General features: G+C 67.5%; 16 protein-coding genes. 10 read left to right on the top strand and 6 right to left on the bottom strand.

Annotation, left to right across the window (positions count from 1 at the left end; all coding sequences use genetic code 11):
- Window positions 1-102 precede the first annotated feature (102 nt).
- The 3 genes from FHT02_RS13015 to coxB all read right to left on the bottom strand — a co-directional run bounded on the left by FHT02_RS13015 (window position 103) and on the right by coxB (window position 3344).
- Window positions 103-372, bottom strand: a complete 270-nt coding sequence (locus FHT02_RS13015; RefSeq protein ID WP_184088206.1) for a hypothetical protein — start codon at window positions 370-372, stop codon at window positions 103-105.
- 130 nt (window positions 373-502) lie between these two features.
- Window positions 503-2185, bottom strand: a complete 1683-nt coding sequence (ctaD, locus tag FHT02_RS13010; protein WP_184088204.1) for a cytochrome c oxidase subunit I — start codon at window positions 2183-2185, stop codon at window positions 503-505.
- Complete coding sequence (gene coxB / locus FHT02_RS13005; RefSeq protein WP_184088202.1) at window positions 2178-3344, bottom strand: cytochrome c oxidase subunit II; 1167 nt, start codon at window positions 3342-3344, stop codon at window positions 2178-2180. The genes ctaD and coxB overlap by 8 nt, the downstream gene beginning before the upstream one ends.
- Window positions 3345-3513: 169 nt before the next feature.
- Here coxB and pyrE point away from each other — a divergent pair, with 169 nt between their 5' ends.
- From pyrE to FHT02_RS12970, 7 genes are read left to right on the top strand one after another with little or no spacing between them, the layout of a single operon-like run.
- The gene (pyrE, locus tag FHT02_RS13000) at window positions 3514-4095 is read left to right on the top strand and encodes an orotate phosphoribosyltransferase (RefSeq protein ID WP_184088200.1); all 582 of its coding nucleotides are present in this window, start codon (window positions 3514-3516) and stop codon (window positions 4093-4095) included.
- Complete coding sequence (locus FHT02_RS12995) at window positions 4092-4820, top strand: pyridoxine 5'-phosphate synthase (RefSeq protein WP_184088199.1); 729 nt, start codon at window positions 4092-4094, stop codon at window positions 4818-4820. The genes pyrE and FHT02_RS12995 overlap by 4 nt, the downstream gene beginning before the upstream one ends.
- Entirely contained in the window at window positions 4817-5230 is a 414-nt protein-coding gene (gene acpS, locus FHT02_RS12990; RefSeq protein WP_184088198.1) for a holo-ACP synthase, read from the top strand. The genes FHT02_RS12995 and acpS overlap by 4 nt, the downstream gene beginning before the upstream one ends.
- A complete protein-coding gene (gene lepB / locus FHT02_RS12985) occupies window positions 5230-6102 on the top strand; it encodes a signal peptidase I (RefSeq protein ID WP_184088197.1) in 873 nt (290 codons plus the stop codon). Before acpS ends, lepB begins: the two co-directional genes overlap by 1 nt.
- A complete protein-coding gene (locus FHT02_RS12980) occupies window positions 6102-7259 on the top strand; it encodes an AI-2E family transporter (RefSeq protein WP_184088196.1) in 1158 nt (385 codons plus the stop codon). The genes lepB and FHT02_RS12980 overlap by 1 nt, the downstream gene beginning before the upstream one ends.
- A 27-nt stretch (window positions 7260-7286) precedes the next feature.
- Window positions 7287-7907 (top strand): maleylacetoacetate isomerase, encoded by a 621-nt coding sequence (gene maiA, locus FHT02_RS12975; RefSeq protein ID WP_184088195.1) that lies wholly within the window; start codon window positions 7287-7289, stop codon window positions 7905-7907.
- On the top strand, window positions 7907-9970 hold the full coding sequence (locus FHT02_RS12970) for a TonB-dependent receptor (protein ID WP_184088194.1): 2064 nt from the start codon (window positions 7907-7909) through the stop codon (window positions 9968-9970). Before maiA ends, FHT02_RS12970 begins: the two co-directional genes overlap by 1 nt.
- On the opposite strand, the gene FHT02_RS12965 is transcribed toward FHT02_RS12970, so the two are convergent.
- A complete protein-coding gene (locus FHT02_RS12965; protein ID WP_184088295.1) occupies window positions 9955-11046 on the bottom strand; it encodes a glycosyltransferase in 1092 nt (363 codons plus the stop codon). The genes FHT02_RS12970 and FHT02_RS12965 overlap by 16 nt on opposite strands.
- 142 nt (window positions 11047-11188) lie before the next feature.
- Here FHT02_RS12965 and FHT02_RS12960 point away from each other — a divergent pair, with 142 nt between their 5' ends.
- From FHT02_RS12960 to FHT02_RS12950, 3 genes are read left to right on the top strand one after another with little or no spacing between them, the layout of a single operon-like run.
- Window positions 11189-12142, top strand: coding sequence for a hypothetical protein (locus tag FHT02_RS12960; protein WP_343056943.1), 954 nt, complete (start codon window positions 11189-11191; stop codon window positions 12140-12142).
- Entirely contained in the window at window positions 12142-12654 is a 513-nt protein-coding gene (locus FHT02_RS12955) for a DUF2141 domain-containing protein (protein ID WP_184088193.1), read from the top strand. Before FHT02_RS12960 ends, FHT02_RS12955 begins: the two co-directional genes overlap by 1 nt.
- Window positions 12655-12667: 13 nt before the next feature.
- A complete protein-coding gene (locus tag FHT02_RS12950; RefSeq protein ID WP_184088192.1) occupies window positions 12668-13849 on the top strand; it encodes a glycosyltransferase in 1182 nt (393 codons plus the stop codon).
- Here FHT02_RS12950 and FHT02_RS12945 read toward each other — a convergent pair.
- Complete coding sequence (locus tag FHT02_RS12945) at window positions 13804-15354, bottom strand: glycosyltransferase family 39 protein (RefSeq protein ID WP_184088191.1); 1551 nt, start codon at window positions 15352-15354, stop codon at window positions 13804-13806. The genes FHT02_RS12950 and FHT02_RS12945 overlap by 46 nt on opposite strands.
- A 98-nt stretch (window positions 15355-15452) precedes the next feature.
- Entirely contained in the window at window positions 15453-18041 is a 2589-nt protein-coding gene (gene pepN / locus FHT02_RS12940; protein WP_184088190.1) for an aminopeptidase N, read from the bottom strand.
- Window positions 18042-18095 lie beyond the last annotated feature (54 nt).

Below are 18095 nucleotides of genomic sequence, written 5' to 3'. Positions count from 1 at the left end.
GCGAGCCAGGGGGAAGGGTGAGATGGCGCGGGCACGTTCCTGCAAGCGGGCCAGGGACTTACCTTTGCGTTGGCGGTGCCGGCTTGCATCGCGCGGGGGCGGTTAGGGGGTGTTGCCCTGCTGGCGGGGCGGGAGTTCGTTCACGCCCTTCTGGGTCTCGCCCGTGGTCTTTTCCACCTGGTGCTTGGACCACAGGAAAAAGCCCGATCCGAACAGCGGGAGCAGCGTGAGGATTGCCCAGCCCAGGCTTGCGCCGCGGCTGCGCAACATGCCGCGCTTGCGGAGCGCCATGCCGAGCGCGAACAGCAGCACCGTCGCCGCGACCAGCGCCAGAACCACGCTTATTCCGGTGTTCGCCGTTCCCTGACCCATGCACCCATCTCCGTGTTTGAGCGTGCAACGCGCCTCATCGCCGCAGGTTGCGCACGGGCAGGGCGGACCAACAAAAGAGCGCCCCGGCTGGTGGCCGAGGCGCTCCTTCGTTTCAGCGGGGATCGGGTGCTCAGTCGATCCGCGGCAGGGTCTCGAACTGGTGGAACGGCGGCGGGCTGGACAGCGTCCATTCCAGCGTCGTCGCGCCTTCGCCCCAGGGGTTGGCTTCGGCCTTCTTGCCCGAGAACAGCGACCAGATGATGTTCACGAAGAAGAACACCATGCCGAGCGCCATGATCTCATAGCCATGGCTCGCGATCTGGTTCCAGTACGCATAGGCGTCGGGGTAATCCGGGTAGCGCCGCGGCATGCCCTGAAGGCCCAGGAAGTGCATCGGGAAGAACAGCACGTTCACGCCGATGAAGAACACCCAGAAGTGCAGCTGGCCGAGCAGTTCGTTGTACATCCGGCCCGAGATCTTCGGGAACCAGTAATAGAAGCCGGCGAACAGCCCGAACACCGCACCCAGCGAGAGCACATAGTGGAAGTGGGCGATCACGTAATAGGTGTCGTGCATGTAATCGTCGACGCCGCCATTGGCGAGCACGACGCCGGTCACGCCGCCGACGGTGAACATGAAGATGAAGCCCAGCGCCCAGACCATGGGCGTCTTGAAGCTGATCGAGCCGCCCCACATCGTCGCGATCCACGAGAAGATCTTCACGCCGGTGGGCACCGCGATCACCATCGTCGCGGCGGTGAAGTACATCTTCACCGTCACGCTGAGGCCGGTCACGAACATGTGGTGCGCCCAAACGACGAAGCCGACAAAGCCGATCGCGACCATGGCGTAGGCCATGCCGAGATAGCCGAACACCGGCTTGCGGCTGAAGGTCGCGACGATCTGGCTGATCATGCCGAACGCCGGCAGGATCATGATGTACACTTCGGGATGGCCGAAGAACCAGAACAGGTGCTGGTACAGGATCGGATCACCGCCATAAGCCGGATCGTAGAAGGCCGTGCCGAAATTGCGGTCGGTCAGCAGCATGGTGATGGCAGCGGCAAGCACCGGCAGCGCGAGCAGCAGCAGGAAGGCGGTGATCAGCACCGACCACACGAACAGCGGCATCTTGTGCAGGGTCATGCCCGGCGCGCGCATGTTGAAGATGGTGGTGATGAAGTTGATCGCGCCCAGGATCGAGCTGGCGCCGGCGATGTGGAGCGACAGGATCGCCATGTCGACCGACGGCCCGGGTTCGCCATACGTCGAGAGCGGCGGATACACCGTCCAGCCGGTGCCGGCACCCCCGCCGACGAACGGCGAGGCGAGCAGCAAAGTGAACGCCGGGATCAGCAGCCAGAACGACACGTTGTTCATGCGCGGGAACGCCATGTCCGGCGCACCGATCATGATCGGCACGAACCAGTTGCCGAAGCCGCCGATCATCGCGGGCATGACCATGAAGAACACCATGATCAGGCCGTGCGCGGTGATCAGCACGTTCCAGAAGTGGAGCGCCTGGTCGACGCTCTGCGTGCCGCCATGGAACAGCCCGGCCCAGGTCGGCAGATACTGAATGCCCGGATCGGCGAGCTCGGCGCGCATCAGGCCCGAAATCGCGCCGCCGATGATCCCCGCGACGATCGCGAAGATCAGATACAGCGTGCCGATATCCTTGTGATTGGTGGACATGAACCAGCGGGCGAAGAAGCCGGGCTTATGCTCGCCTTCATGATGGTGATCATCGTGCTGGTCGTAAGCGCGCGCATGGGGATCATGCGCCACATGAGGAACGGCGGTGTCAGTCATTGCTTTGGTCCGCTTGTCCGAGGCCCGCGGGGTTCTGCGTGGCAGGCTTGTTGGTCACCGCGGGTGCGGCGGTTGCGTTGACGGTCGGCGCGCCTTCGTCGGACGTGCCATTGGCGGTGTCGTCGGCGCTGTCGTTGCCGGGTTCCGCCGGCACCTTGCTGCCGGACTGCGCACCGGCCTGGCCCGGCATCTTGCCGCCCTTGGCCGCGACCCAGCGCGCGAACACGTCGGGCGCCACCGCTTCCACGGCGATCGGCATGTACGCGTGGCGCGTGCCGCATAGTTCGGAGCACTGGCCGAAATACAGGCCGGGCTTTTCGATGATGAAGCTGGTTTCGTTCAGCCGACCCGGGACCGCGTCGAGCTTGATCCAGAAGGCAGGCATGGCCCAGCTGTGGATCACGTCCTGCGCGGTCGTGACCAACCGGATCGGAACGCCGACCGGAAGCACGACGCGCGTGTCGGTCGCGAGCAGGCGGGGACCGTCGGCATCGGTGCGGAAGCGCTGGCCGGGTGCGACTTCGGTCTGCTCCTTGAGCATGTTCGACGTCAGCTGGATGCCGCCATGATCGGGATATTCATAGGACCAGAACCACTGGTTGCCGATCGCCTTCAGCGTCACGGCATCCTTGGGCGCCGGCTTGAACTGGGCGGCGAGCAGCCGGATCGAGGGCACCGCGATCGCGATCAGGATCAGCACCGGCAGCAGCGTCCACACGATCTCCACGACCGTGTTGTGCGAGGTCCGCGACGGCGTGGGGTTCGCCGCGCGGCGGAACCGCACCATCACATAGATGAGCAGCGCCAGCACGATCAGCGTGACCACCGTGATCAGCGGCAGCAGGACCATGTTGTGGAACCAGTGCGCTTCGCGGCCATTCGGCGTGACCTGGTCCTGGAGCCCCCAGAGCTTCGCAGTCGGCTGGCCCATGCCGGGAACCGCCTTGGTCACCGGACGGCCCGCCGCGTCGAGCGTCGGATCGGCAGTCACCGGAGTCGCCGCCGCCGTGGTGGACGGAGTTCCCGCCGGCGCGCCGGAGGTTCCTGCCGACTGCGTCGGTGACGCTGCGGGAGGCGCGGTGGTAGTCTGAGCCTGGCCGGGTGCGGCAAGCGCCAGCCCCGCTGCCAGGACAATCGAAGTCAACCCAAGCATGCGCATCGTCTGTGTTCACCCTGTTCGCGAAGGCGCCGTAGGCGAGATAAGGAATGGTCCAATTGCAAGGGGGTATACCCGCCTCAAGACACTTCTCAACCTTTTTCGAGCGTGGTTGCGGCGGCGTTGGGGCGTCCCTAAGAGTTCGGCGAAGCTTGTAAATGGGAGTGCAGACTTGAGCGGCGACGCGATCCTGGAAGAGTTCCGCAGCGCAGGCGCGCTGTTGGAAGGGCATTTCATTCTGTCTTCCGGCCTGCGCTCGCCGATGTTTCTGCAAAAGATGCGGATTTTCGAAGATCCCGTGCGGACCGAGCGGGTCTGTTCGGCGCTGGGGGCGCTGATCCGCGAATCGTTCGGCGCGGTCGACATGGTGATCTCGCCCGCGATCGGCGGCATCATCCCGGGATACGAGACCGCGCGTGCGCTGGGCTGCAAGGCAGTGTTCGTGGAACGTGAAGACGGCGAGTTCCAGCTGCGCCGCGGCTTTGAAATCCCGCAAGGCGCACGCGTGGTGATGGTGGAGGACATCGTCACCACCGGGCTTTCTTCGCGCGAATGCATTGCCACGATCCGCAAGCATCCCGGCACGCTGCTGGGTGCCGCCTGCATCGTCGACCGTTCGAACGGCAAGGCCGATGTCGGCGTGCCGTTGGTGTCGCTGACCAAGCTCGACGTGCCGGCCTATCCCGCCGACCAATTGCCCCCCGAGCTTGCGGCGATCCCCGCAGTAAAGCCGGGGAGCCGAGTGCCCGCATGACCGGGCCGCTGCGCCTGGGGGTCAATATCGACCATGTCGCCACCGTGCGGAACGCGCGCGGATCGGGCTATCCCGATCCCGTGCGCGCGGCGTTGCTGGCGGCGCAGGCGGGAGCCGACGGCATCACCGCGCACCTGCGCGAGGATCGCCGGCACATCACCGACGACGACATCGCCCGCCTGTCCGCCGAGCTGCCGGTGCCGCTGAACCTGGAAATGGCGGCGACGCAGGAGATGCTGGCGATCGCATTGCGCCACCGGCCGCACGCGGTGTGCATCGTTCCTGAAAAGCGGGAAGAGCGCACCACCGAGGGCGGGCTCGACGCCGCGGGGCAGTTCGACCATCTCGCCCCGATCATTGCCGCGCTGCGCGACAATGGCAGCCGCGTGTCGTTGTTCATCGAGCCCGATGCGCGCCAGATCGACGCCGCGATCCGCCTGGGCGCGCCGGTGGTCGAGCTGCACACCGGGAAGTTCGCCGAACTGGAGGGCGGCGCGCAGGCCGACGAGCTGAAGCGCCTGGCGGATGCCGCTGCCCTGGCTGCCAAGAACGGGCTGGAGCCGCATGCGGGGCATGGCCTGACCTTTGACAATGTCGTGCCGATCGCGGCGATTCCGCAGCTGATGGAGCTGAACATCGGCCATTTCCTGATCGGCGAGGCGATCTTCGCGGGGCTGGGTCCGGTGGTGCAGCAGATGCGCTTGCTGATGGAATCGGCGCGGTGATCCTCGGCACCGGGTCCGATCTGTGCAACATCGAGCGGATCCAGGCGTCGCTCGACCGGTTCGGCGCGCGGTTCGAGAACCGCGCTTTCACCCAGGTCGAGATCGCCAAGGCCGACCGGCGCCCGCACACCCGCGCGGCCACGCTCGCCAAGCGGTTCGCGGCCAAGGAAGCCTTTTCCAAAGCAGTGGGAACCGGGTTCAAGGCAGGCGTGTTCCTGAAGGACATCGGTGTCGTCAATTCACCCTCCGGCGCGCCGACCCTGGCGCTCACCGGGGGAGCCAAGGCCAGGCTTGACGCCATCACACCCGAGGGCCACGTCGCGAAGGTGCATCTGACGTTGACGGACGATCATCCCTGGGCCTTCGCCATGGTGATGATCGAGGCGCTGGCGGTCGGGAAGGACGAGTGATGGCCGCGGACGAGTTGGCGTTGACGCATCAGGATTTCGATTTGAACGAACACACGCCTGCCCGCCGCCGCACCGATTGGTGGGCCGAGGTTCGCGGCATCCTGTGGCTGGTGCTGGGCGTGCTCGCCTTTCACAGCCTGATCGCCAAGCCCTTTTACATCCCGTCCGAATCGATGATGCCGAACCTGTTGGTGGGCGATCGGCTGGTGGTCACCAAATATCCTTATGGCTATTCGTTCGTCACCCCGACCTTTCACTTGCTGCCGTTCATGCCCGGGCGGCTGTTTGGCCGCGTGCCCGAGCGCGGCGATGTCGTGATCGTCACGCCGCCGGGATCCGAGACCGACTACATCAAGCGCGTGATCGGGCTGCCGGGCGACCGGATCGGCGTGCGCGCCGGTGTGGTGTACCTGAACGGCACTGCCGTGCCGCGCCGCTTGCTGGGCGAGCGCGACATCCCCGCCGACGCCAATACGCGCTGCGACGAAGAGCATTATCCCGGGCGCCGCGTTGCGCTTTCCGGCGGGCGTGCCGCGTGCCGCCTGCCAATCTATCGCGAAACGCTGCCCAACGGGCGTTCCTATGACACGATCGACAAGGGCTGGAGCCCGGGCGACGAGTTCGCCGAGATCCGGGTTCCCGAAGGACGCGTGTTCCTGATGGGTGACAATCGCGACAACAGCGCCGACAGCCGCTTCTCCACTGCCGAGAATGGCCTGGGCGGGCCGGTGCCGTGGGAGAATATCGGCGGCCGTGCCGAGTTCATCACCTTCTCGCTCGACGGCAGTGCCACGCTCAACCCGCTGACCTGGCCGCGATCGTTCCGCCAGGGGCGTGCGGGCAGCTCGCTCCACCCCAACAAGGGGCAGTGATGGCGAGCGGGGTTCCTGAAGCCGAAGGCATCCAGGTTACCCGCGAACCGGGGCCCAACGAACTGCGCGACCCGATGACGCGGGCCGAGCTGAAGCGCGCGTCGGTGTGGTTCGGGCTCGGCATCGCCATCGCGCTGATAGTGCTGCTGATCCAGCCGCTGCTGATCATCTTTGCCGGGCTGGTGCTCGCGTCGATGCTCGATGGCGGCGTGCGCCTGCTCGGGCGGGTGCTGCCGATCCCGCGCGGCGTGCGCCTGTTGATCGTCGTGCTGCTGGTCGCGGCGTTCATCCTCGGCACGTTCTACCTGACCGGCATGCAGATCGCGCAGCAGGCCGGCCAGCTGCGCGAGACGTTGCAGATCCAGGGCAACCGCGTCGCCAGCTGGATTTCAAGCCTGGGCCTGATGCCGGGCCGCTCCGACCTGACCGGCATGGCGCAGCAGGCGCTGGGATCGGTCGGGCGCCTGACCTCGGCGGTGGGCACGGTACTCGGCGCCGGCGCCAGCCTGGTGATGATCGTCGCGATCGGGCTGTTCGTGGCGATGGAGCCGCGCATCTATGAGCGGGGGCTGCAATGGCTCGTGCCGATCGACGCGCGCGATCACGTCTCGCTCGTCATCGGCCGCATGGCGCGCGTGCTGCGCCTTTTGCTTGCCGGGCGGCTGCTCGGCATGGTGTTCGAAGGGACGCTGACCTGGATCCTGCTGTGGATCGCCGGAGTGCCGATGGCGCTGCTGCTGGGCATCATCACCGGCATCCTGGCCTTCATTCCCAATATCGGCGCGTTCATCAGCGGGCTGTTGATGGTATCGGTGGGGTTCAGCGCCGGGCAGGATCAGGGGCTGTGGGCGATCGCCATCTATTTCGCGGTGCAGAATTTCGACGGCTATGTGCTGATCCCGCTGATCGCCCGGCGAACGGTGGACCTGCCGCCGGCGCTGACCCTCTCCTCACAGATCCTGGCGAGCACGCTGTTCGGCGTGATGGGGCTGGCGCTGGCTGACCCGATGGTGGCGATGATCAAGGTCGCGCTGGAAAGCGAGGCGGAGCGCGCGGCGGGGCTTTCGGACCTGCGTCGCCGCTTTCGCTGGCGGCTGGGGCATCGCGACACCGGCGGCGCGATACCCCCCTTGGCGGAACCATCACCCCAACCCTGAGGTTTGGCAGCGAAAGGGGAGGGGCACATGCTGCTCTACGATTATTTCCGCTCGTCCGCGGCCTATCGCGTGCGCATCGCGCTGGCGCTGAAGGGCGTCGCTTATGCGCGCCGCCATGTCATGCTGCTGGAAGACCAGCAGCGCAGTCCCGAGCATCTTGCCCGCAATCCGCAAGGGTTCGTGCCGGCGCTGGAGGCCGAGGGGCGCGTGCTCACGCAGAGCCTGGCGATCATCGACTGGCTCGACGCGCGCTATCCCGACCCGCGCCTGATCCCGGCCGATCCCGACGCGCGGGCGGAGGCGCTGGCCCAGACGATGGTCATCGGAGCCGACATCCACCCGCTCAACAATCTGCGGGTGATGCGCTGGCTGAAGAACGAAGGCGGGCTGGACGAGGCGCGGCGCGACGCCTGGACGCGGCATTGGATCGCGCAAGGCTTCGCGGCGCTGGAGGCGATGGCGGGCAACGGCCTGTATCTGGGCGGTGACGCGCCGGGGATCGCCGACTGTTTCCTGGTGCCCCAGATGTTCAACGCGCGGCGTTTCGGCGCGCCGCTGGACGCGTTTCCCAAGCTGGTGGCGGCCGATGCCGCCGCCTGCGCCCTGCCGGCGTTCGCCGAGGCCCATCCGAATCGAGTTGCACCCTGATGAAGTATCTTGCCTGTTCCGCGGGACTGCTGCTGGCCGGCCCCGCGCTGGCGCAGGAGGTGCCCGACACCGAGCCGCAGGAGGTGGTCGTCACCGGGCGCGGGCTCGATGTGCCGCCGGGCGAGGCGGCGTATGATGTGGTGGTGATCGACCGCGAGCGCCTGGCGAATACCGCGAGCGGGCGGCTGGAGGACGTGCTGCGCGACGTTGCCGGCATCGCCCAGTTCCGCCGGTCCGATTCGCGCTCGGCGCATCCGACCAGCCAGGGCGTCACGCTGCGCGGGCTGGGCGGCAACGCGTCTAGCCGCGCGCTGGTGGTACTGGACGGCGTGCCGCAGACCGACCCGTTCGGCGGCTGGGTGGCCTTTCCCGCCTATCTTCCCGAGCGGCTTGCGAGCGTCCGCGTCACGCGCGGCGGCGGCAGCGGCTTTGCCGGGCCCGGCGCGCTGGCCGGCACGGTGGAGCTTGTCAGCGGCAGCCCCGGCGATCTCGGCCCGCTGCTGCTGCGCGCCGATTATGGCAGCCGCGACAGCCTGGATGCGGCGGCGGTGGCTTCGGCGGCGCTTTCCGGAGGCTTCGTCACCGCGGCGGCCCAGTTCACCCGCGGCGACGGGTTCACGCCGATCGTCGCGGGGGATCGTGGGCCCGCCGACCGGCCCGCCCCGTACGAGCAGGCGAGCGTGGCGCTGCGCAGCGTGTTCGATGTCGGCGCGGGAACCGAGCTTCAGGCGAACCTATCGGGCTTTCGCGATCGGCGCGACCGGGGCATCGACTTCACCGACGTGCGCAGCGACGGCGCCGACGCCAGCCTGCGGCTGGTGAACCGGGGCGAATGGGGCTGGTCAGCGCTCGCCTATCTCCAGACCCGCAGCTTTGCGAGCGGCTTTGCCAGCGTGAACGTCGCGCGCACTGCCGCGACCGCGACGCTGGACCAGTATAATGTCCCCGCCACCGGCATCGGCGGCCGCTTCGAGATCCAGCCGCCGGTGGGCGGCGGCGTCACGCTGCGCCTGGGCGGCGACGTTCGCAACGTGTCGGGCCGCACGCAGGAGCGCTATACCTTTGTGAGCGGCGCGCCCACGCGCCAGCGGCAAGCGGGCGGCGAAAGCACCACGCTGGGCGGCTTTGCCGATGGCAGCTTCGAATCGGGTGCGCTGACGCTCAACGTGAGCGGGCGAATCGATCGCTGGACGATCACCGATGGATCGCTGGTGGAGCGTCCGCTCGCCGGCGGGGCGCTGCTCACCGACCTCGCTTTTGCCGACCGCAGCGGCTGGGAAGCGACCTGGCGGGCTGGTGCGGCCTTCGAAGCCGGCAGCGTGACGCTGCGCGCGGCGGCCTACCGCGGATGGCGACTGCCCACGCTGAACGAACTGTATCGCCCGTTCCGCGCCGGCGCCGATGCGACCGCGCCCAATGCCGAACTCGATCCCGAACGGCTGATCGGCGCCGAGGCCGGGCTCGACTGGCGCCCGGCAAGCGCGGTTACCCTGCGTGCCACCGCCTATTGGAGCCGAGTCGACAACGCCATCGCCAACGTCACGGTGGCGAACGGCCCCGGGACCTTCCCGCTGGCGGGCTTCGTGTCCGCCGCCGGCGTCTACCGCCAGCGCCAGAATCTCGAAGCGGTCGAGGCGCGCGGCGTCGAACTGGACGGACGCGTTGTGCAAGGCCCGCTCAGCCTGTCGGCGTCCTACGCCTATACCGACGCGCGCGTGCATGCCTCGGGTCTCGCCGCGCCGCTTGACGGGCTACGTCCCGCCCAGACCGCGGAGCATCAGGCCTCCGCCACGCTCGCCTGGTTCCGCGACGCGCTCGGCGGATCGCTCACGGCACGCTATATCGGCCCGCAGTTCGAGGACGATCAGAACGGCCGCGCGTTGGCCGACGCCGTGACGTTCGACGCGGTCGTCTCCGCCCCCGTGACGGACAGCCTTTCGGTGGAAGCGCGCGCCGAGAATCTGAGCGATGCGCGGGTCGAGGCGACGATCAGCGGCGCAGGCATCGTCGAGCGCGCGACACCCCGCACGCTGTGGCTCGGGGTCCGCTACCGGATGCGCTGAGCCGCGAGCCGGTCGAACAGCGCCAGATAGTCGCGGACCGGATCGCCGGACGCGATCTGCGGCGCAGGGCGCGTGCGCCCCGGCGTCAGCCAGCCGTCCAAAGCCGCGACCAGCGCGCCGGCGTCATCGCGCGCGACGACCGTCCCCAAGGCGGGCAGGTGGACGATCTCACGCACGGCGACGCTGGAGTCGGTGCTCACAACCGGGGTGCCGACCGACAGAGCCTCGCGCAGCACGCCGGGCACGCCTTCAAAGTCCGACGCCAGCACCGCGACCGTGGCCCGTTCCAGCACCGGTAGCGGGTCGGCGGCATGGCCGGGCAGGAAGACGCGGTTCTCCAGGCCCAGCGCAGCAACCTGCGCTTCCAACGCTCCACGCAGGCTGCCTTCGCCCAGGATCAACAAAGACACGGCCTTGTCCGCGAGATGCGGCAAGGCCGCGATGACGCGATCCCAGCGTTTCTGCGGCTCCAGCCTGCCCACGCCGGCGATGTAGCGCCCCGGCGGCAGCGGGGGGAGGACGGCACCGGGCACCAGACGCGCCGCCGGATTGGCGATCACGCTGACTCGGTCTGGCGTTATCTTCATTTCCGCCACCGCCTCCGCCGCCATTGCCGGCGTCATCGCCACCACCTGGTCGAGGAAGCGCGGATGCAGCCGCAGCCAGCGGCGATAGCCCCAGGCCGCGGCGCGGCCGAGCTCCGGGCGCACCAGTGCATTGGATATCTTGCCCACAATCGGCGGGGAGCTACCGCCCAGCCGCAGCCGGATTGCCGCCGCGACCCCGGTGTAATGGTTCCCCGGGCAGAAGAGGATGTCGGGCGCCATGGCCCGCACGTCCCCGGCAGCGGCGATCATCGCCCGATAGCGCGCATCGTGCAGCGCGACGATGTCGAGACCGGGGGGAAGTTCGCCGGCGAGCGGTCCCTCGCGGCTTCCCAGCACCAGCGTCACGCGCCGCCCCACGTCCAGCCAGCCTGCCGCCATGCGCAGCATCGCCCGTTCGACGCCGCCGCCGCGCAGGCTCTGGGCGAAACTGAGGATGTGGTTGGCGGGCGGCGGGATGTGCTGGGGCATGGGCAATTGCGGTTTGCCACGCTTAGGCCAAATTCGTCCCCGCAATAAACCGCATTCTGCTGTCATTCAGCACACACCGCATATACGCTGGGCCGATGGTCCCGGCACATGGGCGGGCGAACAGAGCGAAGAACGAGTATCAGTGACTAGCCCGGTTGTGGAGGCTTCGGTGAACACCAGCGTTGTCGAAGCCCCGTCCTTGACGGCTGGCCCCGATCTGGCGGGCCTGGAGCCGGTGGAGAAGATCAAACGGCGTTGGCCGATATTCCTTGGCGGCGCGCTGACGCTGCTGATGGTCGCCGGACTGGCGCGCGAATTGTTCGATGCCGGCCTGGTCGGGCTCAGCAAGGCCGCGCCGACAAACCCGCTCTTCTACATCGTGTTCGCGATCTATTATCTCGGGCCGCCGACCTTCGATTACATCATCTTCCGCCGGCTGTGGCGGATCCCGCTGGCCGGCATGGCCGCGCTCCACAAGAAGCGCATCTCGAACGAAGTGCTGTTCGGTTATACGGGCGAAGCTTATTTCTACGCCTGGGCGCGGCAGCGCACGCAGATGGTGGCGGCGCCCTTTGGCGCGGTGAAGGATGTGACCATCCTGTCGGCGATCGCGGGCAATGCCGTGACGCTTGGGGTGGTGGCGCTCGCATTGCCCCTGGGCATCAGCCTGCTCACGGCGATCCAGCAAAAGGCAGTGCTCGGTTCGATCGCGGTGATCATCGGTACCTCGGTGCCGTTCATGCTGTTTTCCAAGCGGGTCTTCTCCCTGCCGCGGGGCACGCTGTGGTGGATCTTTGGCGTCCACTGCATGCGGCTGATCGTCGGCGCCATTTCCATTGCGCTCGCCTGGCGTTTCGCCATGCCGGACGTGGCGCTGGGCACGTGGCTGTTCCTGGCGGCGGGGCGCCTGCTCGCATGGCGGCTGCCGCTGGTGCCGAACAAGGAGCTCGTCTTCGCGACATTCGCCATCATGGTGATCGGCCAGGGGCAGGCGCTTTCGGAGCTGATGGCGCTGATCGCCGGCCTGGCGCTGCTCTGCCACGTGGCGCTGATTGCAGGCTTTGGCCTGCATGCTCTGATCAAGAGGATTCTTTGATGTCTCGCTTTCCCCTGTTCGCCGCGCTTGGGCTTGCCGCTTGTGCGCTTCCCGCCGCCGCCTCCGCGCAGGATTGGATGGATGGGTCGTGCGCCGCGGGTGCCGGGCCGCGTCTGTATGTGAACGTGGACGGGCTGAAGGACCGCACCGGCCTTCTGAAGCTGGAAATATATCCCGCCAACGAAGCGGACTTCCTCAAGGACGATCGTGACTTGAAGAAGGAAGGCAAGCCGTTCCGCCGGGTGTGGAGCAGCATGCCATCGGCGGGCACGGTGAAGCTGTGCATCCGCGCGCCCAGCGCGGGGCAATGGGCGGTGCTCTTCACCCATGACCGCGACGGCAAGAACAAGTTCAACTTCTGGCAGGACGGCGCCGGCTTCCCCAGCAATCAGCGGCTCGGCCGCAGCCGGCCCAAGCTGCGGCAGGCGCTGGTCAATGTTCCAGCCTCGGGCGGCCAGATCACGATCCATGCGCAGTATCTGAAGGGACTGGGCGGCTTCGGCCCGCTCTGATCCCGCTCGCCAGATGCGTATCGTCGACGTCAACGAATTCTATTCGCCCACGGGCGGCGGCGTACGCACCTATCTCGACCGCAAGATGGGTATCCTGGCCGATATGGGTCATGAACTCACGGTCCTTGCCCCCGGATTGCAGAACGCCGTGGAGGATCGCCCCGGCGGCGGGCGCATCATCTGGATCAAATCGCCCCCGCTGATCCTCGACCGCAATTACTGCATCTTCGTGCGCGACGAACCGATCTGGGAGCTGCTCGACGAGCTGCAGCCGGACATCGTCGAGACCAGCTCGCCCTGGCGCCCCGGCTGGACGGTGGGGCAATGGCAGGGCGCCGCGCTCAAGGTCTTTTTCGCGCATGGCGACCAGATCGGCGCCTATCCGCAGCGCTGGCTCGACAGCGTCGCGACGCCGATTCAGGTGGAGCAGGCCTTTGCCTGGTACACGAGCTACTTCAACCGCTTCCTTGGCTATTATGACGCGTTCGTCACCAATGGCCCTGCGCTTGCCAAGCGCTTTCGCCGGCGTGGCATGCACGTCGACGCATCGATGCCGCTGGGGATCGAGCGCAGCTGGTTCTCACCGGACTTGCGTGACGAGAAGCTGCGCGTGTCGCTGCTTGAACAATGCGGGTTGCCGCCCGGGGGACATCTGCTGCTGGGGCTCGGCCGGCATCACAAGGAAAAGCGCTGGCCGCTGGTGATCGATGCGGTCGAATCCGCCGCGACCGACCTGCCGGTCGGCCTCATCCTGATCGGCGACGGGCCGGAACGCCGCAAGCTGGAGGAACGGATTGCCGACAGTCCGCATATCCGCATCTTCCGCCCGGTCTATGATCGCGTCCGGCTGTCGCGAATCATGGCAAGCTGCGACGCACTGATCCACGGCTCCGATGCCGAGCCGTTCGGGCTCGTCGCGTCCGAAGCGCTGGCATCGGGTCTGCCGCTGATCGGTCCGGATGAAGGCGGCTTCGCCGAACTGGCGGACCCGGTCTATGCCGAAACCTATGCCGCGCGCGACGCGCTTTCAGCCGCCGATGCCATTCGCCGCATGGCGGCGCGCGATCCGCTGACGTTGCGCGCCGCCGCACGCGCCGCCGCGGGGCAGGTGCGCAGCGATCACGACCATGCGGCCGAGTTGATGGCCTATTACGAAGGGTTGCTGGAAACGCGCGGGCGCGTTCGCGCCGCGTGAGGCGGGCCGAGCAGCAGCACCCGCAAGGAGCTGCCCTCTAGCTGCAGCACGCGCATCGGTCGCGCCGCCGCGACGCGGGCCACCAGCGCATCCAGCGCGGGGTCACCGCCAGCCCATTGGCCCTCACCGCCGAGCAGTACGATCCCCGGAAGGTCGCTCGGCCGCAACTGTGCGGCCGAGATCAGGTGGAAGCGCGCCTCGTCGTCGGCGGGCAGCAGCCCCTTGCTGCGAAAGTAGAACGGCCCCGATGCGAAGCGCCGGTCGGGCAGGCGTGCCGCGGCCGGCAACAGATGCGGTGCCAGGGTGGCGACCGGCCCGGTGGCCTGTTCGGCATCGAGTATGCGCTGGATCGCGTCGCCTTCCCTCAGCGCGCGCGCCATGGGCACGCCATCGCGCGCCGCGGCGCCCAGCGCGAGCAGTGTCGGCACGAGCCCGGCGAACGCGAAGACGGCGAAGATCGCGCGCTGCTTTGCGCCGGGCGCTTCGATCCGCCAGATCCGTGCCAGGCGCAGGAAAAGCGGTGGCAGCACGGGCAACAGATATTGCCGCCAGGTCGGCTCGGGAAGCACGGCCGATAAAAGCCCTGCGAGGATCAGCACGTCGAGCAGCGTGTCGGTTCGCGCGCGGCGCAGTCGCGGCCACGCCACCACCGCGAGCGCGGGCAATGCCGCGCCCAACGCCAGGAACTTCAGAAGGTCGAGAACGCGAAAGCCGAGCGTGAGCTTATAGGCGCGCCCGCCGCTCGCATAATATTGCGCCGGTGCGTCGGCCGGGAAGGTGAAGGCGCCGAACAGGAACGCATCGGGTGCCTGTGCCGCAAGAAGCAGGACCAGCCCGGTCGGAACCGCTGCGCCCAGCGCGACCCACAACGGACGATGATCGCGGTGCCACAGCGCCCACATTCCATAGGCCGCGGCCGGCAGCGCATAGCTCGCCTTCACCGCCGCCGCGGCCGCCAGCAGCAGCCCGATTGCGGCAGCCATGGCCGGCGTACGGCGGGTCTCGCCCGCCAGGATCAGCCACAATGCGCCGGTGAAGAAGACGAGCGGCAGGGCGTCGTTGCGGGCGACGCCGGTGCCGAACAACAAGATGTCGGTGCTCGCCAGCAGACAGCTCGCCACCAGCGCGGCCCCGGCTGGGACGCGTGCCGAGCGTGCCGCGCGATAGACGAAGAAGATCGCAAGCGCGCCGAGGAGCGCGTTGATCAGCCGGAGGCCGGGATATGCCAATTCCCCCATGACCCGCACGATCGGGGCGAACAGCAGCGGCTGGAGCGGCGTTTGGAGATAGGCATAGTCGCGGTACGGCAAGAACCCTTCGCCCGACAGCACCGCCGCGGCGACATATTGGCTTTCGTCATGGTCGATCGGGCGCACCATCGAAAGCAGCGCCAGGAGGATGGGCAGCGCTATCGCCCAGACCAGGGGCGGGCGTCGGCGCAGAGCTTCACGTAGCGCCAGTCCGAACGGTCGATGCCCGTCTGGCTGGATCGTTGCGGCAGTCATCGATCGTTCACGCGCAATCTCCGGCAGCGGCGCAGATTTTCGCCTGCGCGCTTACACGCGATTTCCGGCGGCAACCAGTTGCCGCGCTTGGGGCGCGCTCAATCGAGCGACTTGGACGCCTGTTCGAAGCTGTCCTTGCTCAGCCCCGGCGTGGCGACGATCCGTTCCAGCTCGGCGCGCATCGCCGCCCCGCGGCGTGCGTCGAACCGCTTCCACCGCCCGAGCGGCGGCAGCAGCTTGGCCGCGGTCTGCGGGTTGAGCTTGTCGAGCGCGATCAGCTGGTCGGCGACGAAGCGGTAGCCCTCGCCCGAGGCATGGTGGAACGCACGCTGGTTGACGCTGAACGCGCCGATCAGCGAGCGCGCGCGGTTCGGGTTGGCGAGCGTGAAGGCGGGATGCGCCGCCAGCGCCCGTACCACCTCGCCGGTGTCGTCGCGCGACGACAGCGCCTGGGTCTGAAACCATTTGTCGAGCACCAGGCCGTTGCTGCGATAGCGGTCATAAAAGGCCGACAGCGCCTGTTCGCGCAGCGGCGACTGGCCGTTGGCGAGCGTGCTGAGCGCACCCTGGCGGTCGGTCATGTTGTCGGCGCCCGTGAACTGATCGAAGGCGAGTTGCGGCGCGTCCTGCGCCCCGCTGGCGGCGATATAGCCGAGCGCGACCGAGCGGATGCGGCGCGCGCCCTTGGCCGCGGGGGAATATTCGAAACGGTTGGCGATGCTGCCTTCGTACGCCGCGCGCCACTGGTCGCCAAGCGCGGTGCCGAGGTCGCGGCGCAGCGCTTCGCGGGCGCGGAAGATCGCGTCGGGATCGACCACCGCCATCTGGTCGCCGATGAAGCTGTCGGAGGGGAGCACCACCGCTTCGGCGATAAAGGCGCGGTCGAGCGCCGGATCGGTCAGCGTGTTGCGCACCGCTTCGATCACCGCGCCGTGATCGGTGCCGCCACTGGCCACCGAGGCGACCAAGGTGTCGAGCATCAGCTGCTGCATCGCCTCGTATCGGGCGAAGGGATCGTCGTCATGCGCCGATAGGAAGGCCAGGTCGGCAGCGGTGCGATTGGTCTCCACCACCACCGGGGCGGAGAAGCCGCGGTTGATCGACAGCACCGGCTGTTCGGTCAGGTTCTCGAACACCAATTCGCTGGTGTCTTCCTTCAGCAGCACCAGTTGCTCGTCGCCCATCGCGCGGCCGGTCTCGGCGCCGAACAGCTTGAGCTTCAAGGGCAGCACCATCGGCTCCTTTACGCTCTGGCCCGGGGTGGCGGGCACGCTCTGGCGCAGCGTCAGACGGGCCTTGCCATTGTCCATCGCCAGATCGGCCGAGACGCGCGGCGTGCCGGCCTGGGTGTACCAGCGGCGGAACTGCTCCAGATCGACGCCACCGGCTTCCTCCATGCAGGCCACGAAGTCCTCGCACGTGGCGGCGGTGCCATCGAACCGCTCGAAATACAGGTCAGTCGCTTCGCGGAACTTGGTCGGGCCCAAGATCGTGTGCATCATCCGGATAACTTCGGCGCCCTTGTTATAGATCGTCGCCGTGTAGAAGTTCGAGATCTCGATATATTCATCGGGACGCACCGGATGCGCAAGCGGGCCGGCGTCCTCTGGGAATTGGCTGGCGCGCAGGCCGCGCACATCCTCGATCCGCTTGACCGCCGCTGAACCCTGGTCAGCGGAAAAGCTCTGGTCGCGAAAGACCGTGAAGCCTTCCTTGAGGCTGAGCTGAAACCAATCGCGGCAGGTGATGCGATTGCCCGACCAATTGTGGAAATATTCATGCGCCACCACCGTGGCGATCGCGTCATAATCATAGTCGGTGGCGGTGTCGGGATCGGCGAGGATGTAGCGGCTGTTGAAGACGTTCAGCCCCTTATTCTCCATCGCGCCAAAGTTGAAATCGTCCACCGCGACGATGTTGAACACATCCAGGTCATATTCGCGGCCATAGACCTTCTCGTCCCAGGCCATCGACAGCTTGAGCGCTGCGAGCGCATGGTCAGTCTTGGCGAGATCGGGCTGGCGAACCCAGATGCCGAGCTGCACGTCGCGGCCCGACATCGTCCGGAAGCTGCCGGTATTGGCAACCAGATCGCCCGCGACCAGCGCGAAGAGGTAGCAGGGCTTGGGGAAGGGGTCGTGCCACTCGGCCCAATGCCTGCCGCCCTCGCCCTCCCCCTGCGCGATCGGATCGCCGTTGGCGAGCAGCACGGGAAAGCGCGCCTTGTCGGCGGTCATCCGTACCTTGTACCGGCTCAGGACGTCCGGCCGGTCGGGGAAGAAGGTGATGCGGCGGAAGCCCTCCGCCTCGCACTGGGTGCAGAGAATTCCCCCCGAAGCATAAAGCCCTTCGAGCTGCGTGTTGCGCTCCGGCGCGATCTCGACTTCGGTTTCGACCACATGGGCGCCGCCGCCGAGCGGAACCACCAGATTGCCGCCGTTAAGCGACCAGCCCTGCGCTTCCACGCCGTCCACCTTAACCGACAGCGGCGTCAGCCCGTCACCGTCCAGCACCAGCGGCCGGGCATGGTCGCCGTTGCGCGTCACGCTGAGCGCCGCCCGCACGCGCGTGGCGGCGGGATCCAGGTCGAAATCGAGCGCGATTTCCGGCACCCACCAGTCGGGCGCCCTATAGTCCTCGCGGCGGATTACATGGGGAACCTGGGTTGCGATCTGAGCGTCTGCCATAGCGCAGCGATATAGGACGAAGTCCCCGCGCCGCCACAACAAAACTGGCCGCTT

This window comes from Sphingomonas xinjiangensis (assembly GCF_014199255.1).
Classification (GTDB): Bacteria; Pseudomonadota; Alphaproteobacteria; order Sphingomonadales; family Sphingomonadaceae; genus Sphingomonas; species Sphingomonas xinjiangensis.
The sequence above is the reverse complement of the archived record's forward strand: the minus strand, read 5'-3'. Positions and strand labels throughout refer to the sequence as shown.